Below are 24,846 nucleotides of genomic sequence, written 5' to 3'. Positions count from 1 at the left end.
CTCGAACAATGAAGGAACGCCCATCGTAGGGAGCCGGCGCGGGAAGAAAAACCGGGGTAGAGTTCCGGACACTCCGGACATCGATGTCCGCAATCGGGAACCTGCATGGAAAATCTTGGCGGCTTCGTCGTATTCGTCCAGGTCGCGGAAACGCGCAGTTTCGTCGCGGCCGGCCGCGCGCTCGGGCTGTCGGCGTCGGCGATCGGCAAGCGCATCGCGCGGCTCGAAGCGCGGCTGAACGTGCGACTGTTTCACCGCAGCACGCGCAGCATCACGCTCACCGCGGAAGGCGCGCGCTTCCTGGAACGATGCCGGCGCGTGATCGCCGAGATCGACGCGGCCGAGCAGGAACTCACGCACAGCGCCAACGCGCCGCGCGGGCGGCTGCGCGTGAGCCTGCCGACGATCGGCACGCTGCTGCTGCCGGTGCTCGCCGACTTCATGGCCGCGTATCCGGAAATCGAACTCGACATCGACTTCAGCGACCGGATCGTCGACGTGGTCGACGAAGGCTTCGACGCGGTGCTGCGCACCGGCCGGCCGACGGATTCGCGGCTGTCGTCGCGCCTCCTCGGCCACTTCGGCCAGCACCTCGTCGCATCGCCCGACTATCTCGAACGGCACGGCACGCCGCGCACGCCAGCCGATCTCGTGCAGCACCGCTGCCTGCACTACCGCTTCCCGAGCAGCGGCAAGCTCGAGATCTGGCCGCTGCGCGCATCGCGCTCGGGCACGCCGCCGGCGATACCCGTCTCGATGGTCAGCAACAGCGCGGAGACGCGCCTGTGCTTCGCGCTGCGCGGGCTCGGCATCGCGTGCCTGCCCGAATTCTTCGTGCGCGACGCGCTCGACGACGGCGCGCTGCGCGCGGTGCTCGGCGAGCACGTCGTGAGCCGCACGCCGTTCTACGTGCTGTGGCCGTCAGGCCGTCATCCGACGCCGAAGCTGCGCGCGTTCGTCGACTACATGGCCGAGCACTTGCGCCTGTAACCGGCGCCCGCCGTCACGCGGCCTTCGCGTGCACACTGAGCCGCCGGAACGCCTGCCCGTGCTCGTCGAACAGGTGGCAGTGCTCGGCTTGCGCATGCACGTGCAGCGCGTCGCCGGTGCGGTACGTGTCGAGCGGCGGAATCCGCGCGATCAGCCCGTCCGGCGCGACGGCCGACTCTGCATACAGATACGCGGCGTCGCCGAGCGATTCGACGGCCATCGTCCGCGCGGCGACGCCCGCCGCCGCTGCGTCGACCAGCAGGTGCTCGGGCCGCACGCCGACGGTCACCGCGGCGCCGCGCTGCAGCCCCGCCGCGTCGACCGCGACACGCTGCGTCTCGCCACTGTCGAAGCGCACGAGCACGCCGCCCGCGTCGGCCGATTCGACCGTGCCCTTCAGGAAGTTCATCTTCGGCGAGCCGATGAAGCCCGCGACGAACTGGTTCGCCGGCGCGTGATACAGCGTGTTCGGCGTGCCGACCTGCTGCACCGAGCCGCCCGACAGCACGACGATCTTGTCCGCGAGCGTCATCGCCTCGACCTGATCGTGCGTCACGTAGATCATCGTCGTCTTCAGCTCGTCGTGCAGCCGCGCGAATTCCAGCCGCATCTTCACGCGCAGCGCAGCGTCGAGGTTCGACAGCGGCTCGTCGAACAGGAATACCTTCGGCTTGCGCGTGATCGCACGGCCGATCGCGACGCGCTGCCGCTGGCCGCCCGACAGCTGCTTCGGCTTGCGGTCGAGCAGGTGATCGATGTGCAGGATCTTCGCGGCCTGCTTCACCGCCTGGTCGATCTCGGGCTTCTTCGCGCCCGCGAGCTTGAGGCCGAACGCCATGTTGTCGTACAGCGTCATGTGCGGATACAGCGCATACGACTGGAACACCATCGCGATGCCGCGCTTCGCGCTCGGCACGTCGTTGACCTTCGCGCCGTCGATCAGCAGGTCGCCGTTCGAAATGTCCTCGAGGCCGGCGATCATCCGCATCAGCGTGGATTTGCCGCAGCCGCTCGGGCCGACGAACACGACGAATTCGCCGTCGGCGATGTCGAGGTTCACGTTGCGCAGCACTTCGGTGTCGTCGTAGCGCTTCGCGATGTTGCGCAGGAGCACGCTTGCCATGATCTGTCTCCGTTCGTTCGTGATGCGCCGCGTGACACGCGGCGCGCAATCGTTGCTAGTTCGGCAGCACCGCGCCCGTCGCCTGCCAGCGCGCGACGTAGCCGGGCAGCTCGTGCATGTCGTCGAATACGTGACGCGCGCCGATGCTGCGCAACGCGTCGATCTGCGCGGCCGACGCGTGCCCGCCGCCGACGAAGCCGAGCACGGTCATGCCGGCCGCGGCCGCCGCGGTGATGCCGGTCACGCTGTCCTCGACGACCAGGCATTGCGCGGGCACCGCGCCGAGCGTGCGCGCGGCCGCCAGATACACGTCCGGCGCCGGCTTCGGCCGCGCGACCGAATCCGCGCAGAACAGCCTGTCGCCGAAGAAGCGCGCGAGGCCGGTACGCGCGAGCGCCGCTTCGACGTACGCGCGGTAGCTGTTGCTTGCGCAGGCCGTCGTCAGTGGAATCGCGGCCAGCGCCGCATCGATGCCATCGACCATCGGCGCATTGACGGCCGCCGCCTCGACCGCGCGGCGGATCGCGTCGACGTCGTCGGCCGACAGCGTGCGCCCCACCGCTTCGCTCGCGCCGGCCAGCACGCGCTCGATGCGCAGCCCGAGCAGCGGCATCACGGCCGGCCGCGCATCGACGCCCGGCCAGCGCGCATCGAGTTCGCGCACGATCACGTCGGCGGCCACGGCCTCGCTGTCGATCAGCACGCCGTCGCAATCGCAGATCAGCACGTTCATGCCGTGACCGTTCGTGCGTTCGCCGGCCGCACCTTCGCCGGCCGCGCTCATTTGACCGCCCCGAACGTGAGCCCGCGCACGAGCTGCTTCTGCGACAGCCAGCCGACGATCAGGATCGGCGCGACCGCGAGCAGCGACGCGGCGGACAGCTTCGCCCAGAACAGCCCTTCGGGGCTCGAGTACGACGCGATGAACACGGTCAACGGCGCAGCGTTCGAGCTCGACAGGTTGATGCTCCAAAACGCCTCGTTCCACGACAGGATCACGAGCAGCAGCGCGGTGGACGCAAGCCCCGGCAGCGCCATCGGCATCAGCAGGTAGACGATCTCCTGCCACGTCGACGCGCCGTCGATGCGCCCGGCTTCGAGGATGTCCTTCGGGATCTCGTTGAAGTACGTGAAGGTCATCCACACCGCGATCGGCAGGTTGATCAGCGTGTAGACGATCACGAGCCCCGACACCGTATCGAGCAGCCCGGCGTTCTTCCACAGCAGGTAGATCGGCACCAGCACGCCGACCGACGGCATCATCTTGGTCGACAGCATCCACAGCAGCACCTTCTGCGTGCGGTGGTTCGGGAAGAACGCCATCGCGTACGCGGCCGGCACCGCGAACAGCAGCGAGATCACCGTGACGCCCGCCGAGATCAGCACCGAATTCCACGCGAACGCGAAGTAGTTGCTGCGCGCGAACACCTCGCGGAAGCTGTCGAGCGTCGGCATGAAGAACAGCGTCGACGCGTACGCCTGCTGCTCGGTCTTGAACGCGGTGATCGCCATCCAGAAGATCGGGAAGAACAGCAGCAGCGCGATCAGCCACGCGAGCGTGCCGGGCAGCGCGCGCCGCACGAGATCGAACACGGCCGGCGTGCGCCGGCCTGCGAAGGTCAGGTCGCTCATTTCTCGTACTCCCCCTTCAGGTTGCGCGCGAGCATCCGCACCAGGAAGAACGACACGACGTTCGCGACCACGACGGCGATGATGCCGCCCGCGGACGCGAGGCCGACGTCGAACTGCTGCAGACCGAGCGCATAGATCAGGTACGACAGGTTGGTCGTCGCGTCGCCCGGGCCGCCGCCGGTCGTCGTGTAGATTTCCGCGAAGATCGACAGCAGGAAGATCGTCTCCATCATCACGACCACGGCGATCGCGCGCTTCAGGTGCGGCAGCGTGATGTAGAAGAACATCGCGATCGGGCCGGCGCCGTCGATGCGCGCGGCTTCCTTCTGCTCCTGGTCGAGCGACTGGATCGCGGTGAACAGGATCAGGAATGCGAACGGCAGCCACTGCCACGCGACGATGATGATCACGGCGGTCAGCGGGTAATCGGCGAACCAGTCGATCGGCGTCATCCCGAGCGCGCGCATCGCATTCGCGACGAGCCCGTATACCGGATGCAGGATCATGTTCTTCCAGATCAGCGCGGAGACGGTCGGCATCACGAAGAACGGCGCAATCGCGAGCAGGCGCGCAATGCCCTGCCCGTAAAACTTGCGGTCGAACAGCACGGCCATCAGCACGCCGCCGACCACGGTGATCGCGAGCACCGCGCCGATCAGCACGAGCGTGTGCCAGATCGCGGGCAGGAACGACGGATCGGTTGCGAGGAAGCGGTAGTTGTCGAACCCGGCGAAGCCCTTCACGTCCGGGTTCAGCAGGTTGTAGCGCGAGAACGAATACCAGATCGTCATCGCGAGCGGAATCGACATCCACAGCAGCAGCACCGCGACGGACGGCGACACGAGCCAGCTCGCGCCGCCGCGCGCACGGCGCGGCGCGCCGGGCGGCAACGACGCGTCGCCGACCGACGGCGCGTGACTCAGGGGAAGACGCAGGTGACGCATGATCGGAGTCCCTCCGGTTGATACGCGGGCGCGAACGGCCTGCCCGCCTGTCAGCTTCGCCGGCCCGCGCCGTGTGCCACGGCGCACGATGCGGGCCGCGCGACGGCTTGCGCGTTACTTCTTGTAGCCGGCCTGCCGCACCGCGCGATCGGCGGCGGCCTGGCCCGCGGCGAGCGCCTGGTCGACCGACATCTGGCCCGCGACCGCGCCTGCGATCGACTGGCCGACCACCGTGCCGAACGACTGGAATTCAGGAATCCCGACGTACTGCACGCCCGTGTACGGCACCTTCTTCAGCGACGGATCGTTCGGGTCGGCCGTCTCGATCGCCTTCAGCACGAAGTCCGAGAACGGCGCGGCGGCCTTGTACTCGGGGCGCTGATACGTCGACGTGCGCGTGCCCGGCGGCACCGATGCCCAGCCTTCGTCCTTGCCGGCCATCTCGATGTACTGCTTCGACGTCGCCCACGCGATGAACTTGCGCGCCGCGTCCTGCTGCTTCGACGTCTTCGGCACGGCCAGCGCCCACGCCCATAGCCAGTGCGAGCCCTTCGGCGTGGCGGCGACCGGCGCGGCCGCGAAGCCGATCTTGTCGGCCACCTGCGACTGCTGCTTGTTGTAGAGCATCCCGGCCGCGACCGTCGCGTCGATCCACATCGCGCACTTGCCGGACGCGGTCAGCGTCAGGTTCTCGTTGAAGCCGTTCGAGCTCGCGCCCGGCGGGCCGTTCTTCTTCAGCAGGTTCACGTAGAAATTGATCGCCTTCTTCCACTCGGGCGACGTGAGCTGCGCGTTCCAGTTCTCGTCGAACCAGCGTCCGCCGAACGTGTTCACGACCGTCGATACGAACGCCATGTTCTCGCCCCAGCCGGCCTTGCCGCGCAGGCAGATCCCGTAGGTGCCCTTCGACTTGTCGGTAAGCTTGTCCGCGAATTCGGCGATCTGGTCGTAGGTCGGCTGGTCGGGCATCTTCAGCCCCTTCGCCGCGAACAGGTCCTTGCGGTAGAACGTCATCGAGCTTTCGACGTAGAACGGCAGCGCGTAGAGCTGGCCGTTGTACGACAGGCTGTCGCGCGCGGTCTTCACGATGTCGTTCAGGTCGTAGTCGGCCGGCAGGCCCGTGATCGGCGCGAGCCAGCCGCGCTTGCCCCACTGCGGCGTTTCATAGGTGCCGATCGCCATCACGTCGAACTGGCCGCTGCCGGTCGTGATGTCGGTCGTCGCGCGCTGGCGCAGCACGTTCTCCTCGAGGATCACCCAGTTCAGCTTGATGTCGGGGTTCGCCTTCTCGAACGCCGGCGACAGCTTCTTCAACTCGATCATGTCGGGGTTGTTCAGCGTCGCGATCGTCAGCGTGCCGGCGGACGCCGCGCAGGCCGCCGTCGCGAGCGCGGCTCCGGCGAAGCAGCGTGCGGCGGCGTCGAGCATCTTTCGTTGCATGGCATGTCTCCTTTGATTATTCGAAATGTCGTCGGTTTTGCGTCGGTGTTGCGTCGTTTCCTTCGCGGCCCGTCATGCCGGCCGCTGCATGCCGCACGCGCGCGCATAGTGCGCGATCACGTCGCGTATCCGGTGCCGCACCCACGCGCGCGGCGCCTTCGCGAGACCGCCCGCGCGGCATGCCGCGTAGACATCCGGCAGCCACTGCGCGACGAGCGTTTCCGGCACCGGCTGCCGCGCGAGGTTGCTAAACAGTTGCTCGACCGCGGCCGCGACGGCCGGCTGCAGCCAGTAGTAGCGAATGCGGTCGCTGTAGCTGAACTGGCGCGCGAGCCGCTGCGCGGTCTCGTCGCCGCGGTAGTACGGCGCCCAGTGCTCGGGCTGCGCGCGCATCGCCGCATCGACGACGTCGCGCAGCCGCGAGCGCTGCGCGACGTCGTCGATCAGCGCGTCCTCGATGAACGTCAGCGCGAACAGCGCCTCGCGCAGCGCAAACGTCAGCGCGGGGCCGACCTTCAACACCGCGAAGTGGTCGCGCACCAGCGCGGCAAGCGCGGCTTCGGTCTGATAATCGGTCGAATGCGCTTCGAACACGAGGCGCGGTGTCTGCAGGATACTCGCGCCCAGTGACGCTGCCTTGGCGCTGTCGTAATCGAGCACGTGGCGATCGTCGAAGTCGACGCCCGGCTGCGCGACGATCGCGACGACGCGCGTCCACGCGTCGTCGAGCCCGGCCGCCGAGAACGCGCGGCGATGCGCGTCGAGCGTCGCCGCGATGCCGTCGCTGCGCGTGACCGCGATCTGCGCGATCGCGTCGTGACTTGCCTCGCCGCTCACCTCGCCGCCGGGCGTCGGCACCTCGGTGCCGATCACGTAGACGGGCGCGATCCCGGCGCGCGCCGCCGCATCTTCCGCGACGCGGCACAGCTCGGCCGCGCGCGCGGCGATCGTGCGATCGTCGAGCCGCGCCGGATCGTCCGCGCACGCCATGCTCGCATCGAGATGAATCTTTTCGAAACCGGCTTCGACGTAGGCCGCGACCATCGCGGCCGCTTCACGCATCGCATCGGCCGCGCGGCGATGCCGCCACGGGTTCGGGCCGAGATGGTCGCCGCCGAGCACGAGCGCCGACGGCGCGAGCCCGCAGCGCGCGGCGATCGCATCGACGTCGCGGCGGAAATCGGCGGGCGTCATGCCCGTATAGCCGCCAAGATGGTTCACCTGATTGCAGGTCGCCTCGATCAGCAGCGGCGAGCCGTCCGTGCGCGCGGCTTCGCACGCGGCCTCCAGCACGAGCCGGTGCGCACTGCAGATCGAATAGATGCCGCGCTGCGCATCCGCGCGGTTCGCGTCGAAGATCATCCGCAGCACGGTGTCCGCGTGCGCGGTGCGCGTGCGTTCGGCAACGGTCGTCAGGCCGGACATGCGATACCTCGTTCGGTCAGGAAACGGTCGATCTCGGCCGCGCTGCTGTTGCCTTCCATCGGGCCGCGCCGCGTGACCGCGATCGCGCCGGCCGCGTTCGCTCGACGCAACGCGACGTCGATCGCCACGCCCGCGACGAGGCTCGCGACCAGCGTGCCGCCGAAGCAGTCGCCGGCGCCGGTCGGATCGACTTCGTCGACCGCGAACGCCGGCGCCTCGGCACGGTGCGCGCGATCGAACGCGACGCTGCCTTGCGCGCCGCGCTTGAGCACGACACGCTCGAGCAGCGGATGCGTCGCGAGCAGGCCCGCGATCGCGCGCTCGGCCGGCTGCGGCCCGCAGAAGAACGGCAGGTCGGCTTCGCTCGGCAGGAACAGGTGGCACGCGGCGAGCATCTCGTCGAGTGCCGCGCGCATCGGGCGGAAACTCAGCATTTCGGGCCGCACGTTCGGATCGAACGACACCTTGGCTCCGGCTCGCGCGGCCTCGATCACGCCGCGCTGCACGGCCGCGATCGCCGATTCGCTCGTCAGCGACGAGCCCATCACGTGAAAGTAGCGGCAGCCGTCGAACATCGCGGCGTCGACGTCGGGCGCATCGACGCACGCAGCGGCACTGGTCGACAGCGAGAAGACGAAACTGCGCGAGCCGTCGTCGCGATACGCGACGAACGCTGTGCCGGTCGGGCGTGCGACGCGGCGAATGCGCGCGACGTCGACGCCGTCGCGTGCGAGCCGCGCGACGATCGCGTCGCCGAACGCATCGCGGCCGACGCAGCCCGCATACGCGACGCGCGCGCCGAGCCGGGCGGCCTGGTCGGCAAAGATCGCCGGGGCGCCGCTCGGGAACGGTCCGGCGAACAGGCCGGGCGTATCGAAGCCCTGGCCGCGCTCGGCGGCAACGAATTCGGCCAGCAGTTCGCCGGCGACGACGATCTCGGCCATCAGGCGAGCCCTCCTCGTTCGACGGCGGCCGCTGCGTCGCGGGCCGGCCGGCGGGTGGCGCGTGCGAGCGGCGCCATTTCAGCTCATCCAGTTGCCGCCGTCGACGTTCAGCGTCTGGGCGGTGATGTAGTCGGCGTCGGCCGACGCGAGGAACAGCGCGGCGCCCGTCAGGTCGCCCGGCACGCCCATGCGGCCGAGCGGCACGGCTTCGCCCACGAGCCGCTTCTTCTCGCCGAGCGGCCGGTTCTCGTAGCGCGCGAACAGCGCATCGACCTGCTCCCACATCGGCGTATCGACGACGCCCGGCGCGATGCCGTTCACGTTGATCCGGTGCGGCGCGAGCGCGAGCGCGGCCGACTGCGTGTAGCTGATTACCGCGGCCTTGGTCGCGCAGTAGTGCGAAACGAGCGCCTCGCCGCGACGGCCGGCCTGCGACGACATGTTGACGATCTTGCCGCCGCGCCCCTGCTCGACCATTCGCTGCGCGACGGCCTGCATCAGGAAGAACAGCCCTTTCACGTTGACCGAGAACAGCCGGTCGAACACGTCCCACGATTCGTCGAGGATCGGCCGCATGTCGAACAGCGCCGCGTTGTTGAACAGGATGTCGACGCCGCCGAAGCGCTCGACCGCCGTCGCGACGATCCGCTCGATGTCGTCGCGGCGCGTGACGTCGGCCGTGACGGCCACCGCGCGGCCGGGATTGGCCTCGATCAGCCGCGCGAGCGAGCCGCCTGCCGGCTTCAGGTCGACGAGTACGCAGCGCGCGCCCTCGTCCAGATAGCGTTGCGCGACCGCCTCGCCGATGCCGCTTGCGGCGCCCGTCAGGATCGCGACCTTGTCTTCCAGTCTCACTGGCTGTCTCCGGTTCGTTCTGTTGCACGACGGTCGCGAGGTGAGCGAACGCTCTCCGACCGATCAATTGCTCTGTTAGTGATCGAATGATCGGATACGCGATACGCGCTGTCAAGACGACGTGACGGCTTTCTATGACGCGCTGCGGCACGGCGGCGCACGACGACGCCCCGCCGCGCCCGCACGGCAACGCGCACGGCGCACGGTGCGGCGCAGTGGCATTGACGGTGAAGGGACGGAGCGAGGGCGGGAAACGGAATTCGCGCTGCACGGCGCGACGATACGTTATATCATCGCCATACTTTGTTTCATCGCCCTGCTTCACGCCATGGCTACCTCATCGCCCATCGACGCCCGGCTGTCCCGGGCCGACGCATTCGCCGCCGAGCACGGGCTCGCGTGGACGCCGCTGCGCCGCCAGGTCTACGAACGCGTGCTGGCCGCGCAGCGTCCGATCGGCGCGTACGACCTGCTCGCCGAACTCGAACCGCAACGCGGCCGCGTGCCGCCGACGACCGTCTATCGCGCGCTGGATTTCCTCGTCGAGCACGGCTTCATCCACCGCATCGAATCGAAGAACGCGTTCTTCGCCTGCTGCGAGATCGGCGTGCCGCACGAAGGCCAGTTCCTGATCTGCGACTCGTGCGGCGACACCGTCGAGATTCCCGGCGGCGACCTCGCGAAGCAGTTGTCCGCGAGCGGGCCCGCGCACGGTTTCGAAGTCCACCACCAGGTCGTCGAATTGAGCGGCCTGTGCGGGCACTGCAAGCGCAAGCCCGCGCAACGCTGACGCCGCATCGCGCGGCGTACGCGCCGCCCTTCCAACGAGGAGTTCCATGTCCATTGCCCTGAAGCGCGCGCCGCGGCGCGCCCTGTCGCCTGTCCGCTGGCTCGCCGCCGCTGCCGCTGCCCTGTCGATCGCGGCACCCGCGCTCGCGCAGGCCGCGACCGTCAACGTCGTCGCCGCGGAGAATTTCTACGGCGACGTCGCGTCGCAGATCGGCGGCCGCCACGTCGCGGTCACGAGCATCCTCAGCAATCCGGATCAGGATCCGCACCTGTTCGAGGCGAGCCCGAAAACCGCCCGCGCGCTCCAGCACGCGCAGGTCGTGATCTACAACGGCGCCGACTACGATCCGTGGATGGGCAAGCTGCTCGGCGCATCGAAGCAGGCGAAGCGCGCGACGATCGTCGTCGCCGAGCTGGTCGGCAAGAAGGCCGGCGACAACCCGCACCTGTGGTACGACCCGGCGACGATGCCGGCGGCCGCACGCGCGATCGCGGCCGAGTTCGGCCGCGCCGACCCGGCGAACAAGGCCGAGTACGACGCGAACCTGCAGAAATTCATCGCATCGCTGAAGCCCGTCGACGACAAGGTCGCCGCGCTGCGCGCGAAATACAAGGGCGTGCCCGTGACGGCCACCGAGCCCGTGTTCGGCTATATGTCGGATGCAATCGGCCTCGACATGCGCAACCAGCGCTTCCAGCTCGCGACGATGAACGACACCGAGGCGAGTGCGCAGGACGTCGCCGCGTTCGAGAGCGACCTGCGCAAGAAGCAGGTACGCGTGCTGATCTACAACAGCCAGGCCGAAGAACCGATGACCAAGCGCATGCTGAAGATCGCGCGCGACGGCGGCGTGCCGACCGTCAGCGTCACCGAGACGCAGCCGGCCGGCAAGACCTTCCAGCAATGGATGATCGGCCAGCTCGATGCACTCGCCAGCGCGCTTTCCGCCGGCAAGCAATAACACGACCGCAACACCATGACCGCCACTCCCCACGCCCTCGCCGTCGATCGCGTCACGCTCGAACTGGGCGGCCGCACGATCCTGCGCGACGTCAGCTTCTCGATCGAGCCCGGCGAATTCGTCGGCGTGCTCGGGCCGAACGGCGCGGGCAAGACGACGCTGATGCGCGCGGTGCTCGGCCTCGTCCCCGTGTCGGCCGGCACGCTGTCGGTCGGCGGCGTGCCGGTCGTGCGCGGCAACGCATCGATCGGCTACATGCCGCAGATCAGGAGCGGCCTCGCGAACCGCCGGATGCGCGGCTACGATTTCGTCGCGATGGCCGCCGACGGCCATCGCTGGGGCCTGCCGCACACGAACGCGGCCACGCGCCGCGACGTCGATCGCGTACTCGATCTCGTCGGCGGCCCGTCGCTCGCGCGCCGGCCGTTGTCCGAGCTGTCGGGCGGCGAACGGCAGCGCCTGCTGCTCGCGCAATGCCTGCTCGGCAATCCGAAGCTGCTGCTGCTCGACGAGCCGCTGATCAGCCTCGACCCGAACCATCAGCGCGGCGTCGTCGAACTGGTGCGCAACGTGCAGCGCGAGCTCGGCATCACCGTGCTGTTCTCCGCGCACGAACTGAATCCGCTGCTGAACGCGCTCGACCGCGTGCTGTATCTCGGCAACGGCGTCGCGGCGCTCGGCACCGTCGACGAGGTAATCACGAAGCCCGTGCTGTCGCGGCTCTACGGATCGCCGATCGACGTGATGCGCGTGAACGGCAAGATCTTCGTGATGTCGGGCGATGTCGAGATCGAGAAGCACGATCACGAACACGAGGACGACGACGGTCATTCGCACGGCGGTGGCGGCGGCCACGGCCATCACCACCACGGACACGCTCATCCCGGGCATTCGCACGATGTTTGAATACGACTTCATGATCAACGCCTTCGCGGCGTCGGGAATCGTCGCGGTGCTCGCGGGCATCGTCGGCTATTTCCTGGTGCTGCGCGGGCAGACCTTCGCCGGCCACGCGCTGTCGCACGTCGGCTTCACCGGCGCGACGGGCGCGGTGCTGCTCGGCCTCTCGCCGATCTGGGGGATGGTCGGCTTCACGCTCGCGGCCGGGATCGGGATGGGTGCGCTCGGCGAAAAGCTCGCGGGCCGCGACGTCGCGATCGGCGTGATCCTGTCCGGCGCGCTCGGCTTCGGCCTGCTGTTCCTGCACTTCTACACGTCGTTCGCGACGCAGGTCACCGCGCTGCTGTTCGGCAACGTGCTCGCGGTCAGCCGCGACACGCTCGCGGTGCTCGCCGGCATCGGCGCGGTGAGCCTCGCCGCGCTCGCGCTGATCGCGCGGCCGCTGTTGTTCGCGTCGCTTCAACCTGAACTGGCCGAAGCCAAGGGCGTGTCGCTGCGCACGGTGTCGATGCTGTTCCTCGCGGTATGCGCACTCGCGGTGGCCGCGGCGACGCAGATCGTCGGCGTGCTGCTCGTGTTCACGCTGCTGGTCGGGCCGGCGGCGGCCGCGCAGAACGTGTCGACGCGACTGTCGACGGGCGTGCTGCTCGCCGCGCTGTTCGCGCTGTTCGAAGCGTGGGCCGGCGTCGTGCTCGCGTACCACACCGACTGGCCGACGAGCTTCTGGATCACCGCGCTGTCGGCGCTCGTGTATGGCGCGAGCCTGTTGCGCAGGGCATGATGACTTGCATGCGTACGGATGGCGTTACGTGATCGCTCTCCATGCGCACACGACCGTTGCCGCGAGGATCAGGAACCCGACCCAGGGTTTGGCGCCTGTGGCCCCGGACCTCGCAAGCAACACGACCTGTGTGATCGCAACGACCATCAGCAATGCATAACTGACCAGCGCATAGTCGCCGGCTTCGTCCTTGATCGCGTCGATCGCGATGGATGGATCGATTTCATGCATCCACGCATACTTGTTCCCGGTGATCGTGATAACGACGAGCAATCCGATGACACATGCGGCATGAATGACGAAGCGAACGAGACGAGCCATGTTTGCATCCTGATGCATTACTGCATGAGCCGAGCGAAGCGCGACCAATGCGTAACGATGAAGTTACCGTAGCTGGTATTTTGTCTTATTTGCTCGAGAGACAACCCACTTCCTCGGTTGTAGCGAGCGCCGATGATGCGAATCTGATCCATCGAGAACGGATATTGGAGTCCATCACGCTTCGCCAATTGGCCCAGATGACGCGCAACCACATCGATATTAAAAATATCGCGTTGAAGGCAGTGGGCCAAACGCCGGAATTGCGACGCTGACATTTGCGACGGATCCATTCCGAGTGTTTGTGCTGCCGTGCGAAGCTGCATGCTCACCGGGCCGAACGATGTCATCGCTGGATGACGTGTCAGTGTCAGATGCCTGTCGACGAACGGCGGACCACTCCAGTCGAACGTGCGCACTTCAAATGCAACGCGATCGATGAATTCGGGGTCGCCGCCAACCTCGATCCAACATACGCCCGCGAGCATTTCCCGAGGTAGACGGTTTCGCCCCGCTGCTGCGCGGATATGTGACTTGTTGTGCATGACCCACGCATCCTTGAATGCCTGGATGTATTTGATGCCGCCATTCCATCATTCGGACACAAGTTTCCACGCAAACAGATTGATCAACCCCCAGCTCGGGGAGTTGTTTGATACCACGCAAACCCTGTCGCCCATTCAGGTCAAAGCCTCGCTCGAACAAATTTCACCACGATTAAATCGTCGATCATTATTCGGCGAATCGATTTGGTATCCTATAGAACGAGTACGAATTTACGGCGGCAGGTGATTTTCCCGGGCGGGCGCCCCGGTTGAATGCGTAACGGAGGATGACAGCCACGTCGCCCGTTGGAACGCGACGACGTGGCGTCAGAGACCGCTCACCGCACAAGCACGCGCGCGTGATGCGCGAGGTGATCGGCGATGAACGTCGAGATGAAGTAGTAGCCGTGGTCGTAGCCCGGATGGCGGCGCAGCGTCAGCGGCTGGCCAGCCTTCGCGCAAGCGGCTTCGAACACGTCGGGGTTCAGCTGGTTCGCGAGGAATTGATCGGCGAGCCCCTGGTCGACGAGGATGCCGTCCGCGAACTTCGGCGCATCGGCGCGCGCGACGAGTTCGCTCGCGTCGTGTGCCTTCCATGCATCGCGATCGTCACCGAGGTAACCCGAGAACGCCTTCTCGCCCCACGGGCAGCGCGTCGGCGCGGCGATCGGCGCGAACGCCGACACCGACCGGTACAGGCCCGGATGACGCAGCGCGAGCGTCAGCGCGCCATGCCCGCCCATCGAGTGGCCGAAGATGCCGAGCCGCGCGCCGTCGATCGGCAGCTCGGCCGCGACGAGCTCGCGCAGCTCGCCCGTCACGTACGATTCCATCCGGTAATGCGTCGACCACGGCGCTTCGGTCGCATCGACGTAGAAGCCCGCGCCGACACCGAAGTCCCACGCATCGGTCTCGCCCGGCACGCCCGCGCCGCGCGGGCTCGTATCGGGCATCACGAGCGCGATGCCGTGCTGCGCCGCGTATTGCTGCGCGCCGGCCTTGATCGCGAACGTCTCGTCGGTGCACGTGAGCCCCGCGAGATAGAACAGCGCCGGCACGCGGCCGTGCGCCGCCTGCGGCGGCAGGTACACCGAGAACTTCATCGGCAGGCCGATGGCGGCCGAATCGTGACGGTAGAAACGCTGCTCGCCGCCGTGGCACGCATGCGAGGAAACGAGTTCGAGCATGGCGGTGCGCTCCCGGTCAGTACAGCACGACCGAACGGATCGACTCGCCGGCCTTCATCAGGTCGAAGCCTTCGTTGATCCGCTCGAGCGGCAGCGTGTGCGTGATCAGGTCGTCGATGTTGATCTTGCCTTCCATGTACCAGTCGACGATCTTCGGCACGTCGGTGCGGCCACGCGCGCCGCCGAACGCCGAGCCCTTCCATTCGCGCCCCGTCACCAGCTGGAACGGACGCGTGGCGATCTCCTCGCCGGCCGCGGCCACGCCGATGATGAACGACTGGCCCCAGCCCTTGTGCGTGCATTCGAGCGCCTGGCGCATCAGCTTCACGTTGCCGACGCATTCGAACGAGTAGTCGGCGCCGCCGTCGGTCAGTTGCACGATGTGGTCGACGACGTTCTCGACTTCGTTCGGGTTGATGAAGTGCGTCATCCCGAACTTCTTCGCGAGCTCGACGCGCTTCGGGTTGATGTCGACGCCGATGATCTTGTCCGCGCCGACCATCTTCGCGCCCTGGATCACGTTCAGGCCGATCCCGCCGAGGCCGAACACGACGACGTTCGCGCCGGCCTCGACCTTCGCCGAGTACACGACCGCGCCGACGCCCGTCGTCACGCCGCAGCCGATGTAGCAGATCTTGTCGAACGGCGCGTCCTCGCGCACCTTCGCGACCGCGATCTCCGGCACGACGATGTAGTTCGAGAACGTCGACGTGCCCATGTAGTGGAACAGCGGCTTGCCGTCGAGCGAGAAGCGCGACGTCGCGTCCGGCATCAGGCCCTTGCCCTGCGTCGCGCGGATCTTCTGGCACAGGTTGGTCTTGCGCGACAGGCAGAACTTGCACTCACGGCATTCGGGCGTGTAGAGCGGAATCACGTGGTCGCCCTTCCTCACGGTGCCGACGCCGGGGCCGACGTCGACCACCACGCCCGCGCCTTCATGGCCGAGGATCGCCGGGAAGATCCCTTCCGGATCGGCGCCCGACAGCGTGTAGTAGTCGGTGTGGCAGATGCCCGTCGCCTTCACTTCGATCAGCACTTCGCCGGCGCGCGGCCCTTCGAGATCGACTTCCTCGATCGTCAGCGGCGCACCCGCCTTCCATGCAATCGCGGCTTTCGTTTTCATCGTGTCACTCCTGTGTGTCGGTGAGATCGGCCCGGGCCGGCGTGCGGCGCCGGCCGGGGTTTCATGCAAAGCGGTCGAAGCCGTGCCGCGCGGCACGGCGCAAGAATCTCGTGCTCGCCATGATGGCCGCTCCCGCCGCGCATCGCGTGCGGGAAACGGTCGCCGGCTTGCCAGGATGCGTCATCGCTGGCGCAAAAGAACAAGTGTTCGAGTTTAAACGCCCGTCGTGAACCATGCATCCGTGCGCGCGTACAGATCGACGAAGCGTGCGTGGCGTGCGGCCAGCTGGCGGTCGTCGTGCGGTGCCGCGACCGGCGACGCGCTCGGCGCCAGCGCGCGCAACGCCTCTTCACGCCAATGCCCGATCGCGACGCCCGCGAGCAGCGCGGCGCCGCGCGTCGCGGCGTTCGGGCAATCGATCGCCTGCAGCGACGCGCCGAGCGCGTCGGCGAGCAACTGGCGCCAGCGCGGATCGACCGAGCCGCCGCCCGCGAGGCGCAGCGTCGTCACCGCATCGCCGCGATCGGCGTCGCGGATCGCATCGAGCCCCGCGCGCAACGCGAACGCGACGCCTTCGAATGCGGCGCGCATCATCGCGCCGCGCGTGTCGCCGAGCCCGAGGCCGAGCCAGCCGCCGCGCGCATCGGGATTCATCCACGGCGAACGCTCGCCGGTCAGGTACGGCAGGAAGCACAGCCGTTCGGACGCCGGCTGCGCGAACGCGTCGTCATACGCATCGGCCCATCGCGCGTAGCCGAGCCAGCCGCGCACGGCTTCGAGCGCGAGCCCGACGTTCTGCATCGCCGCCATCGTGTAATAGCCGCCGCCGGCCGCCGCACGATAGCGATGCAATCCGCGCCGCGCGGGCGGCAGCGCATCCGCGAGCACGACGATCTGCCCGCCGCTGCCGGTCGTCAGCAGCGCGTCGCCGGCCGCGGCCAGCCCGCTGCCGAGCGCCGCGCACGCGGTATCGGCCGCGCCCGTTGCGAGTGGCACGCCGGCCGGCAGGCCGAGCGCGGCGGCGGCCGGCGCGCCGAGTACGCCGCAGCGCGCGGTGGACGCACGAACCGGCGCGAAGCGGTCTGCAGGCAGGCCGAGCGTGTCGATCAAGGCGATATCCCACGCGCCGTCGGGCGTCGCGAGCGCCGTTGCGCACGCGTCGCTCGGATCGGCCGCCACGTCGCCGCCGAGCGCGATGCGCAGCCAGTCCTTCGGCTGCACGGCCCAGCGCGCGGCACGCAGTGCATCGGGTTCGTGCACCGCCAGCCAGCGCAACAGCGGGCCCGCCATGCCGGGCGCGACGGGATTCGGTGCGACGGGCAATCCGGCGACGGGTAATCCGGCGACGGGCAATCCGGCCGCGTCCGCCTCGCGCGCCGCGCGCGTGTCGGGCCACAGCAGCGCGGGCCGCACCGGCTGGCCGGCCGCGTCGATCAGCACGACGCCATGCATCTGGCCCGAAAAGCCGATCGCCGCGACCTGCGCGCGCTCGTCGGCCGGCAGCCGTGCGGCCGCGCGCACGAGCGCCTGCCACCAGGTGTCGGGCGCGATTTCCGCCCAGCCGGGCTGCGGCGACGACAACCCATAAGGTTCGCTCGCAACGGCCCGCTCGACGCCGTCGGCATCGAGCGTGACGAGTTTGACGGAGCCGGTGCCGAGGTCGATTCCGAGCAGGCGCATGACGTAAGGAGATTCGTATGAACGGATGTCGATGATAACGGGATCGCGATGCGCGCCCCGGTTTTTGCCGCCGCGTTGACGCATCGAAAGTGCGGTCGGCTCGCCGCGTGCCACCGGGCTGCACCTTGCACGCAAAAGCGGCCGTTCGCGGGTTAACCCGGCACGATTTCCGCACACCGCTTTTTGCCACTATGCGGCCCGCCCGATACACACCATAAAGCGACCCATATTTGACATGGGGGCCGGCGCTATTTTGAAGCGCTATAAAACCGGTACACCTCACTCCTGCGGCAGTTTCCCGATGATCGACCCCCTGCTCCATGCCGAAATGGCATATCGAACCAGCAAAGAGCGGAATAGAACCCAGTGCTCTTGTTGCATGGATTCATTCCGAATAACTTCGTATCACCCCGAAAACAAGATCATGGAGTGAGACAGATGCAATCGAACACGGTCCATCCGTGCGATGAAGTGCTGCCGACCGGCAAGCTGGTAACGCTTGGCCTGCAGCACGTCCTCGTCATGTACGCCGGCGCCGTCGCCGTGCCGCTTATCGTCGGCGCTGCGCTCAAGCTGCCGAAAGACCAGATCGCGTTCCTGATCAGCGCCGATCTGTTTTCGTGTGGCATCGCCACGCTGATCCAGACGCTCGGCCTGTGGATCTTCGGGATCCGCCTGCCCGTCATCATGGGCTGCACGTTCGCGGCCGTCGGCCCGATGATCGCGATCGGCACGAACCCCGGCCTCGGCATTCTCGACATCTTCGGCTCGACCATCGCCGCCGGCATCATCGGCATCGTGCTCGCGCCGACGATCGGCAAGCTGTTGCGGTTCTTCCCGCCCGTGGTCGTCGGCACGGTGATCGCCGTGATCGGGCTGTCGCTGATGGAAGTGGGCATCAACTGGGCGGCCGGCGGCGTCGGCAATCCCGAGTACGGCAGCCCCGTCTATCTCGGCCTGTCGCTGCTCGTGCTCATGCTGATCCTGCTGATCAACAAGTTCGGCCGCGGCTTCATCGCGAACATCTCGGTGCTGCTCGGCATCGTCGCCGGCTTCGTGATCGCGTTCGCGATCGGCCGCGTGAACACCGACGGCGTGGCGCATGCGCCGTGGGTCGGCTTCGTGATGCCGTTCCACTTCGGCCTGCCGCACTTCGACCCGCTGTCGATCGTGACGATGGTCACGGTGATGTTCGTCACGTTCATCGAATCGACCGGCATGTTCCTCGCGGTCGGCGACATGGTCGATCGCCCGGTCAACCAGGAGCGCCTCGTGCGCGGCCTGCGCGTCGACGGCCTCGGCACGCTGATCGGCGGCATCTTCAACTCGTTCCCGCATACGTCGTTCTCGCAGAACGTCGGCCTGATCGGCGTGACGGGCGTGAAGAGCCGCTTCGTGTGTGCGACGGGCGGCGTGATCCTCGTGCTGCTCGGCCTGTTCCCGAAGATGGCGCAGGTCGTCGCGTCGGTGCCGCCGTTCGTGCTCGGCGGCGCAGGCATCGTGATGTTCGGGATGGTCGCCGCGAACGGCATCAAGGTGCTGTCGAAGGTCGACTTCGTGAACAACTCGCACAACCTGTTCATCGTCGCCGTGAGCGTCGGGATGGGCCTCGTGCCGGTCGTGTCGCCGCACTTCTTCTCGAAGCTGCCGCCCGCGCTCGCGCCGATCCTGCACAGCGGCATCCTGCTGGCATCGGCCTCGGCCGTGATCCTGAACATCGTGTTCAACGGCGTGAAAGGCGAAAAGGATGCGCGCTGCGAGATTCGGCGCGCGGGACACGACTTCGACGGGCGTCCCGCCGACGTGCACCACTGATCGCGCCGCGCCGGACGACGACGCGAAGCGGTAACGACGAACGCCACGGCATGCCGTGGCGTTTTGTTTTCGGGTGCGGGACCGTGCGCGGTGCTGGGACGATCGCGCTTCGCGCGGGAAGGTGGGTCGCCGGCGGCACGATACGCAGTGTCGACTGACCGCGCGGATTGACGTGATTGACGTGATTGGCGTGATTGGCGTGATTGGCGTGGTCGGCGTGGTCGGCACCAGCAGAACGCGACACACGCATCGTCACGACAACGGCCTTCTCCCGCACGATCCGACAGCGCAAAAGAAAACGCCACGGACTTTCGTCCGCGGCGTTCTCGTTTCCGCATACAGCCGGTTCGACGTGCAAGCGCGGCAGACCGCGCCTGCCCTTCTCCGTGCTTACCCGTTCGTCGCCGTGGCCGACGCAGGCGCCGGAGCGGCCGCCTTGTCGTAGTCGACCGGTGCATCCGGCGCGCGCGGCGCTTCGCCTGCGCGCTGGATCCAGCCGCCGCCGAGTGCGCGGTACAGGTCGACCAGGTTCGTCCAGCGTGCCAGACGTGCACTGATCAGCGTCTGCTGCGCCGAGTACAGATCCGTCTGCGCGGTCAGCACCGACAGGTAGCTGTCGACGCCGTTCTTGTAACGCAGGTCCGACAGGTCGAAGCGACGCTGCTGCGCGTGCTCGTTGCGCTCCAGCGCCGCGATCTGCTGGTCGTACGTGCCGCGTGCGGCGAGGCCGTCCGACACTTCGCGGAATGCCGACTGGATCGCCTTCTCGTAGTTCGCGATCTCGATGCGCTTCTGCACGTTCGCGAGGTTCAGGTTCGCGATGTTCTGACCGCCTTCGAAGATCGGCATCGTGATCTGCGGCGCGAACGACCATGCCGCCGTGCCGGCCTTGAACAGCCCGCCGAGCGTCGGGCTGCCAGTGCCGAACGCACCCGTCAGCGAGATGCGCGGGAAGAACGCCGCGCGGGCCGCACCGATGTTCGCGTTCGCGGCCAGCAGCGTCTGCTCGGCCTGCATCACGTCAGGACGACGCGTCAGCAGATCCGACGGCAACCCGGCCGGCACGTCCGTCAGCAGGTTCTGCGCATCGAGCGGCATGCCCGCCGGCAGATCGTCCGGCAGCGGCTCGCCGATCAGCAGCACCAGCGCGTTCAGCGCCTGCGCGCGGGCACGCGCCTGCGCCTGCTGGTTCGCGAGCGCCGTCTCGACCACCGTCTGCGCCTGACGCAGCTCGAGCTCGGAGCCCGTGCCGTTGTCGAACTGCAGCTTGGTCAGGTCGTACGACGCCTGCGCGGATTTCAGCGTGTTTTCCGTGACCTGCAGCAGGTCATCGGTCGACAGCAGCGTCAGGTACTGATCCGCCACCTGCGACACCAGCGAGATCTCCGACGCCTGCCGCGCGTACGACGTCGACAGGTACTGCGCGAGCGCCTGATCCTTCAGGCTCTGCACACGGCCGAACAGGTCGAGTTCCCACGATGCGGACAGCCCGACGTTGTAGGTGCGCGAGATCAACGGCGCCCTTGTCGTCGACACACCGGCCGGCAGACGCTGGATGTTGCCGGTGCCCGTACCGTCGAGCGTCGGGAACAGCCCCGCACGCGTGATCTGGTACTGCGCACGCGCCGCCTCGATGTTCAGCACCGACACGCGCAGGTCGCGGTTGTTTTTCAGCGCGATCTCGATCAGCCGCTGCAGGCGCGGATCGACGAAGAACTCGCGCCAGCCGATGGCAGTCGCCGCCTGGCCGTTCGCGCTGCGCGCGCCGGCCGCGCCCGGCTGCGTCGCGTAGACGCCGCCGGCCGGGTACGCCTGCGCGACGGGTGCGTCGGGCCGCTTGTAATGCGGCGCCATCGTGCAGCCCGTGGCAAAGAGCGCGACTGCGATTGCAGTCAAAGCGTGTTTTTGCATCATCACTGTCCCTTGTTGCCTTGGTCGCCGTTGCCCGGCTTCTCTTCGTGGTGCGAGTGCTCCTGAGCCAGGCGCAGCGCCTCGTCGGCATCTTCCTTCTCGCCGCTGAAGATCGCACGGATCTTCACGAAGAACATCGGGATCATGAAAATCGCGAGGAACGTCGCCGTGATCATCCCGCCGATCACGCCCGTGCCGATCGCGTGCTGGCTGGCCGAACCCGCGCCGTTGCTGATCGCGAGCGGCATCACGCCGAGAATGAACGCGAGCGACGTCATCAGGATCGGACGCAGCCGCAAGCGCGCCGCTTCCAGCGCGGCCTCGATCGGCCCCATCTTCTCCGTCACCTGAAGTTCGCGTGCGAACTCGACGATCAGGATCGCGTTCTTCGCGGACAAGCCCACGGTCGTCAGCAGGCCGACCTGGAAGAACACGTCGTTCTCGAGGCCGCGCATCGTGGCCGCGAGCAGCGCACCGATCACGCCGAGCGGCACGACCATGATCACCGAGAACGGGATCGACCAGCTTTCATACAGCGCCGCGAGACACAGGAACACGACGAGGATCGAGATCGCATACAGGATCGGCGCCTGCGAACCGGACTGGATTTCCTGGAACGACAGCCCCGTCCACGAATAGCCGATACCGACCGGCAGCTTCTTCGCGAGCGTTTCCATCGCGGCCATCGCCTGCCCCGTCGACTTGCCCGGTGCGGCCTGACCCTGGATTTCCATCGCCGACACGCCGTTGTAGCGCTCGAGCTTCGGCGAACCGTACGTCCAGTGACCGGTCGAGAACGCGCTGAACGGCACCATCCCGCCCGACCCGTTGCGCACGTACCAGATGTTCATGTCTTCCGGCGTCATGCGGAACGGCGCATCGGCCTGCACGTACACCTTCTTGATCCGGCCGTCGGTATCGAGGAAGTTGTTCACGTACTTCGACGCCCACGCGATCGAGAACGTCTGGTCGATCGCATCCGCCGTCACGCCCAGCGCATTCGCCTTCTCGCGGTCGATGTTGACCTTGTACTGCGGCGTATCGTTCAGGCCGTTCGGACGGACACCCTGCAGCGTCGGATCCTTCGAAGCCATCCCGAGCAGCTGGTTACGTGCGGCCATCAGCGCGTCGTGGCCGAGACCGGCGTTGTCCGTCAGCTCGAAGTCGAAGCCGGCAGCGGTACCGAGTTCGGGAATCGACGGCGGGTTGAACGGGATCACGAGCGCGTCCTTGTAGCTCCCGTAGCGCCCGAACATCCGGCCGATCAGCGCCTGCACCTTCTGGTTCGCATGCTGACGCTGCGAGTAGTCCTTCAGGCGGACGAACACGAGACCCGAGTTCTGGCCGCGGCCCGCGAAGCTGAAGCCGTTGACCGTGAACGCCGATTCGACGATTTCCTTCTCGTCCTTCAGCAGGTAGTCGGAAATGTTCGCGAGCGTCTTCGCGGTCGTTTCCTGCGTCGAGCCCGACGGCGTCTGCACGATCACGAACATCAGGCCCTGGTCTTCATCGGGCAGGAACGACTTCGGCAGGCGCACGAACAGCAGCCCGACCGCGACGATCACGACCAGATAGATGATGAGCCAGCGGCCCGAGCGCTTGATCACGTGGTGCACGCCGACGTGGTACTTGTCGCGGCTGTTGTTGAACGTGCGGTTGAACCAGCCGAAGAAGCCCTTCTTCTCTTCGTGATGCCCTTGCGGGATCGGCTTGAGGATCGTCGCGCACAGTGCCGGCGTCAGAATCAACGCGACCAGCACCGACAGCACCATCGCCGACACGATCGTCAGCGAGAACTGACGATAGATCGCGCCGACCGAGCCGCCGGAGAACGCCACCGGCACGAACACCGCCGACAGCACGAGCGCCACGCCGACGAGTGCGCCGGTGATCTGGCCCATCGCCTTGCGGGTCGCCTCCTTCGGTGACAAGCCCTCTTCGGCCATCACGCGCTCGACGTTCTCGACCACCACGATCGCATCGTCGACCAGCAGGCCGATCGCGAGCACGAGGCCGAACATCGACAGCGTATTGATCGAGAACCCGACCATCGACATGATCGCGAACGTACCGAGCAGCACGACCGGCACCGCGATCGTCGGGATGATCGTCGCCCGCAGGTTCTGCAGGAACAGATACATCACGAGGAACACGAGCACGATACCTTCGAGCAGCGTCTTGACCACTTCCTCGATCGACAGCTTCACGAACGGCGTCGTGTCGTACGGATACTTCACGACGAGGCCGTGCGGGAAGAACGGTGCGAGCTCGTCGATCTTCGCGCGCACGGCCTTCGCGGTCGCGAGCGCGTTCGCGTTGGTCGCGAGCTGGATACCGAGTGCCGCGGTCGGCTGACCGTTGTACTTCGTGTCGAAGTTGTAGTTTTCGCCGCCGAGGCCGATCTGCGCGACGTCCTTCAGGCGAACCTGCGAACCGTCCTGGTTGACCTTCAGCAGGATGTTGCCGAACTGCTCGGGCGTCTGCAGCAGCGTCGATTCGGTGATCGTCGCCTGCAGCACGGTGCCCGGCTTCGCCGGCGTGCCGCCGATCTGGCCGCCCGCGATCTGCACGTTCTGCGCGGTGATCGCCGAGCTGACGTCGACCGGCGTGAGGCCGTAGTTGGTCAGGCGGTTCGGGTCGAGCCAGATCCGCATCGCGTACTGCGAGCCGAACAGCGTGACGGTACCGACGCCGTTCAACCGGCTGATCGGATCCTTCACGTGCGACGCCACGAAGTTCGCGAGGTCGTACTTGTTCATGCTGCCGTCTTCGGAGTTGAAGGCGAGCACCAGCAGGAAGCTGCTGCTCGACTTCGTGACCGACAGACCGAGCTGCTGCACGACCTGCGGCAGAACCGGCGTCGCGAGCGACAGCTTGTTCTGCACCTGGACCTGCGCGATGTCGGCGTTGGTGCCCGGCGCGAAGGTCAGCGTGATCGTTGCGTTGCCCGAGTCGTCACTCGTCGACGACATGTACAGGAAGTTGTCGAGACCGCTCATCTGCTGCTCGATCACCTGCGTCACCGTGTCTTCCACCGTCTTCGCGGAAGCGCCCGGGTAGTTCGCGGTGATCTGGATCGATGGCGGCGCGATCGTCGGATACTGCGAGATCGGTAGCGTGAAGATCGCCGCAACCCCGGCCAGCATCAGGATGATGGCGATCACCCACGCGAAGATCGGGCGATCGATAAAAAACTTTGCCATGAAGCAGGCTCCCTGTTATTTCGCGCTCGACGCAGCGGCGGCGCTCGCCGGTGCTGCGCCCGATGCGGCGGCACCCGAAGCGGCTGCGGCGCCCGAAGCGGCTACGCCGGAACCGGCGGCGGCCGGCGCGGCGGGGGCAGCAGCACCCGAGGCGGCATCGGCCGCCGGAGCGAGCTGCGCGGCGACCGTCTTCACGGTCGCGCCCGGGCGCACCTTGTCGACGCCTTGCACGATCACGTGATCGCCCGCCTGCAGACCGCCTTCGACGACCCAGTTCTG

General features: G+C 67.3%; 21 protein-coding genes and 1 pseudogene. 6 read left to right on the top strand and 16 right to left on the bottom strand.

What is annotated here, in order from left to right; genetic code table 11:
* The first annotated feature begins 105 nt into the window (after positions 1-105).
* Positions 106-990, top strand: coding sequence for a LysR family transcriptional regulator (locus HWW87_RS36045; RefSeq protein WP_175824263.1), 885 nt, complete (start codon positions 106-108; stop codon positions 988-990).
* A 13-nt stretch (positions 991-1,003) separates the two neighbouring features.
* On the opposite strand, the gene ugpC is transcribed toward HWW87_RS36045, so the two are convergent.
* From ugpC to HWW87_RS36005, 8 genes are all read right to left on the bottom strand, one after another.
* Positions 1,004-2,113 (bottom strand): sn-glycerol-3-phosphate ABC transporter ATP-binding protein UgpC, encoded by a 1,110-nt coding sequence (ugpC, locus tag HWW87_RS36040; RefSeq protein ID WP_175824262.1) that lies wholly within the window; start codon positions 2,111-2,113, stop codon positions 1,004-1,006.
* Between the two features lie 55 nt (positions 2,114-2,168).
* On the bottom strand, positions 2,169-2,897 hold the full coding sequence (locus HWW87_RS36035; RefSeq protein ID WP_175824261.1) for an HAD family phosphatase: 729 nt from the start codon (positions 2,895-2,897) through the stop codon (positions 2,169-2,171).
* Positions 2,894-3,745, bottom strand: coding sequence for a carbohydrate ABC transporter permease (locus HWW87_RS36030; protein WP_027785273.1), 852 nt, complete (start codon positions 3,743-3,745; stop codon positions 2,894-2,896). Before HWW87_RS36030 ends, HWW87_RS36035 begins: the two co-directional genes overlap by 4 nt.
* Positions 3,742-4,689 (bottom strand): sugar ABC transporter permease, encoded by a 948-nt coding sequence (locus HWW87_RS36025; RefSeq protein WP_174390678.1) that lies wholly within the window; start codon positions 4,687-4,689, stop codon positions 3,742-3,744. Before HWW87_RS36025 ends, HWW87_RS36030 begins: the two co-directional genes overlap by 4 nt.
* Positions 4,690-4,803: 114 nt before the next feature.
* Positions 4,804-6,129 carry a sugar ABC transporter substrate-binding protein gene (locus tag HWW87_RS36020; RefSeq protein WP_174429607.1) on the bottom strand — a complete coding sequence of 442 codons (1,326 nt, stop codon included), beginning with the start codon at positions 6,127-6,129 and terminating at the stop codon, positions 4,804-4,806.
* Positions 6,130-6,201: 72 nt separating this feature from the next.
* Positions 6,202-7,554 carry a D-tagatose-bisphosphate aldolase, class II, non-catalytic subunit gene (locus tag HWW87_RS36015; protein WP_175824260.1) on the bottom strand — a complete coding sequence of 451 codons (1,353 nt, stop codon included), beginning with the start codon at positions 7,552-7,554 and terminating at the stop codon, positions 6,202-6,204.
* Positions 7,542-8,498: a sugar kinase gene (locus HWW87_RS36010; RefSeq protein ID WP_175824259.1), complete on the bottom strand. Its 957-nt coding sequence runs from the start codon at positions 8,496-8,498 to the stop codon at positions 7,542-7,544. The genes HWW87_RS36015 and HWW87_RS36010 overlap by 13 nt, the downstream gene beginning before the upstream one ends.
* 78 nt (positions 8,499-8,576) lie before the next feature.
* Positions 8,577-9,353: an L-iditol 2-dehydrogenase gene (locus HWW87_RS36005; RefSeq protein WP_085041034.1), complete on the bottom strand. Its 777-nt coding sequence runs from the start codon at positions 9,351-9,353 to the stop codon at positions 8,577-8,579.
* A gap of 328 nt (positions 9,354-9,681) precedes the next feature.
* On the opposite strand from HWW87_RS36005, the gene HWW87_RS36000 reads away from it, so the two are divergent.
* From HWW87_RS36000 to HWW87_RS35985, 4 genes are read left to right on the top strand one after another with little or no spacing between them, the layout of a single operon-like run.
* On the top strand, positions 9,682-10,143 hold the full coding sequence (locus tag HWW87_RS36000; protein ID WP_174390673.1) for a Fur family transcriptional regulator: 462 nt from the start codon (positions 9,682-9,684) through the stop codon (positions 10,141-10,143).
* Between the two features lie 46 nt (positions 10,144-10,189).
* Complete coding sequence (locus HWW87_RS35995; protein WP_175824258.1) at positions 10,190-11,104, top strand: metal ABC transporter solute-binding protein; 915 nt, start codon at positions 10,190-10,192, stop codon at positions 11,102-11,104.
* A 15-nt stretch (positions 11,105-11,119) separates the two neighbouring features.
* Positions 11,120-12,010: an ABC transporter ATP-binding protein gene (locus tag HWW87_RS35990; RefSeq protein WP_175824257.1), complete on the top strand. Its 891-nt coding sequence runs from the start codon at positions 11,120-11,122 to the stop codon at positions 12,008-12,010.
* The gene (locus HWW87_RS35985; RefSeq protein WP_175824256.1) at positions 12,003-12,785 is read left to right on the top strand and encodes a metal ABC transporter permease; all 783 of its coding nucleotides are present in this window, start codon (positions 12,003-12,005) and stop codon (positions 12,783-12,785) included. The genes HWW87_RS35990 and HWW87_RS35985 overlap by 8 nt, the downstream gene beginning before the upstream one ends.
* Before the next feature lie 24 nt (positions 12,786-12,809).
* On the opposite strand, the gene HWW87_RS35980 is transcribed toward HWW87_RS35985, so the two are convergent.
* The 5 genes from HWW87_RS35980 to HWW87_RS35960 all read right to left on the bottom strand — a co-directional run bounded on the left by HWW87_RS35980 (position 12,810) and on the right by HWW87_RS35960 (position 17,638).
* Complete coding sequence (locus HWW87_RS35980) at positions 12,810-13,106, bottom strand: hypothetical protein (RefSeq protein ID WP_175824255.1); 297 nt, start codon at positions 13,104-13,106, stop codon at positions 12,810-12,812.
* A 17-nt stretch (positions 13,107-13,123) separates the two neighbouring features.
* Positions 13,124-13,648 (bottom strand): hypothetical protein, encoded by a 525-nt coding sequence (locus tag HWW87_RS35975; RefSeq protein ID WP_244107411.1) that lies wholly within the window; start codon positions 13,646-13,648, stop codon positions 13,124-13,126.
* A gap of 338 nt (positions 13,649-13,986) precedes the next feature.
* Positions 13,987-14,835, bottom strand: coding sequence for an S-formylglutathione hydrolase (gene fghA, locus HWW87_RS35970; RefSeq protein ID WP_175824254.1), 849 nt, complete (start codon positions 14,833-14,835; stop codon positions 13,987-13,989).
* Between the two features lie 16 nt (positions 14,836-14,851).
* Complete coding sequence (locus tag HWW87_RS35965) at positions 14,852-15,958, bottom strand: S-(hydroxymethyl)glutathione dehydrogenase/class III alcohol dehydrogenase (protein ID WP_175824253.1); 1,107 nt, start codon at positions 15,956-15,958, stop codon at positions 14,852-14,854.
* A gap of 213 nt (positions 15,959-16,171) precedes the next feature.
* Positions 16,172-17,638 (bottom strand): FGGY family carbohydrate kinase, encoded by a 1,467-nt coding sequence (locus HWW87_RS35960; RefSeq protein WP_175824252.1) that lies wholly within the window; start codon positions 17,636-17,638, stop codon positions 16,172-16,174.
* Positions 17,639-18,076: 438 nt separating this feature from the next.
* Between HWW87_RS35960 and HWW87_RS35955 the strand changes: the two genes are divergently transcribed.
* The gene (locus HWW87_RS35955) at positions 18,077-19,453 is read left to right on the top strand and encodes a nucleobase:cation symporter-2 family protein (protein WP_175824251.1); all 1,377 of its coding nucleotides are present in this window, start codon (positions 18,077-18,079) and stop codon (positions 19,451-19,453) included.
* A gap of 390 nt (positions 19,454-19,843) precedes the next feature.
* Here the strand turns inward: HWW87_RS35955 and HWW87_RS35950 are convergent, their stop codons facing one another.
* The 3 genes and pseudogenes from HWW87_RS35950 to HWW87_RS35940 form a co-directional block, all read right to left on the bottom strand.
* A complete protein-coding gene (locus tag HWW87_RS35950) occupies positions 19,844-21,367 on the bottom strand; it encodes an efflux transporter outer membrane subunit (RefSeq protein ID WP_175824250.1) in 1,524 nt (507 codons plus the stop codon).
* Positions 21,367-24,567: an efflux RND transporter permease BpeB gene (bpeB, locus tag HWW87_RS35945; RefSeq protein WP_175824249.1), complete on the bottom strand. Its 3,201-nt coding sequence runs from the start codon at positions 24,565-24,567 to the stop codon at positions 21,367-21,369. Before bpeB ends, HWW87_RS35950 begins: the two co-directional genes overlap by 1 nt.
* A gap of 15 nt (positions 24,568-24,582) precedes the next feature.
* Positions 24,583-24,846 (bottom strand): annotated as a pseudogene (locus HWW87_RS35940) (efflux transporter periplasmic adaptor subunit); the annotation flags it as partial.

It is taken from the genome of Burkholderia sp. BCC0419, assembly GCF_902830285.1.
GTDB lineage: Bacteria > Pseudomonadota > Gammaproteobacteria > Burkholderiales > Burkholderiaceae > Burkholderia.
The sequence above is the reverse complement of the archived record's forward strand: the minus strand, read 5'-3'. Positions and strand labels throughout refer to the sequence as shown.

Coding starts and splice junctions, on each gene's coding strand:
- HWW87_RS36045 (WP_175824263.1), top strand. CDS start 106: ATGGAAAATCTTGGCGGCTTCGTCGTATTCGTCCAGGTCGCGGAAACG.
- ugpC (WP_175824262.1), bottom strand. CDS start 2,113: ATGGCAAGCGTGCTCCTGCGCAACATCGCGAAGCGCTACGACGACACC.
- HWW87_RS36035 (WP_175824261.1), bottom strand. CDS start 2,897: ATGAGCGCGGCCGGCGAAGGTGCGGCCGGCGAACGCACGAACGGTCAC.
- HWW87_RS36030 (WP_027785273.1), bottom strand. CDS start 3,745: ATGAGCGACCTGACCTTCGCAGGCCGGCGCACGCCGGCCGTGTTCGAT.
- HWW87_RS36025 (WP_174390678.1), bottom strand. CDS start 4,689: ATGCGTCACCTGCGTCTTCCCCTGAGTCACGCGCCGTCGGTCGGCGAC.
- HWW87_RS36020 (WP_174429607.1), bottom strand. CDS start 6,129: ATGCAACGAAAGATGCTCGACGCCGCCGCACGCTGCTTCGCCGGAGCC.
- HWW87_RS36015 (WP_175824260.1), bottom strand. CDS start 7,554: ATGTCCGGCCTGACGACCGTTGCCGAACGCACGCGCACCGCGCACGCG.
- HWW87_RS36010 (WP_175824259.1), bottom strand. CDS start 8,498: ATGGCCGAGATCGTCGTCGCCGGCGAACTGCTGGCCGAATTCGTTGCC.
- HWW87_RS36000 (WP_174390673.1), top strand. CDS start 9,682: ATGGCTACCTCATCGCCCATCGACGCCCGGCTGTCCCGGGCCGACGCA.
- HWW87_RS35995 (WP_175824258.1), top strand. CDS start 10,190: ATGTCCATTGCCCTGAAGCGCGCGCCGCGGCGCGCCCTGTCGCCTGTC.
- HWW87_RS35990 (WP_175824257.1), top strand. CDS start 11,120: ATGACCGCCACTCCCCACGCCCTCGCCGTCGATCGCGTCACGCTCGAA.
- HWW87_RS35985 (WP_175824256.1), top strand. CDS start 12,003: ATGTTTGAATACGACTTCATGATCAACGCCTTCGCGGCGTCGGGAATC.
- HWW87_RS35980 (WP_175824255.1), bottom strand. CDS start 13,106: ATGGCTCGTCTCGTTCGCTTCGTCATTCATGCCGCATGTGTCATCGGA.
- HWW87_RS35975 (WP_244107411.1), bottom strand. CDS start 13,648: ATGCACAACAAGTCACATATCCGCGCAGCAGCGGGGCGAAACCGTCTA.
- fghA (WP_175824254.1), bottom strand. CDS start 14,835: ATGCTCGAACTCGTTTCCTCGCATGCGTGCCACGGCGGCGAGCAGCGT.
- HWW87_RS35965 (WP_175824253.1), bottom strand. CDS start 15,958: ATGAAAACGAAAGCCGCGATTGCATGGAAGGCGGGTGCGCCGCTGACG.
- HWW87_RS35960 (WP_175824252.1), bottom strand. CDS start 17,638: ATGCGCCTGCTCGGAATCGACCTCGGCACCGGCTCCGTCAAACTCGTC.
- HWW87_RS35955 (WP_175824251.1), top strand. CDS start 18,077: ATGCAATCGAACACGGTCCATCCGTGCGATGAAGTGCTGCCGACCGGC.
- HWW87_RS35950 (WP_175824250.1), bottom strand. CDS start 21,367: ATGATGCAAAAACACGCTTTGACTGCAATCGCAGTCGCGCTCTTTGCC.
- bpeB (WP_175824249.1), bottom strand. CDS start 24,567: ATGGCAAAGTTTTTTATCGATCGCCCGATCTTCGCGTGGGTGATCGCC.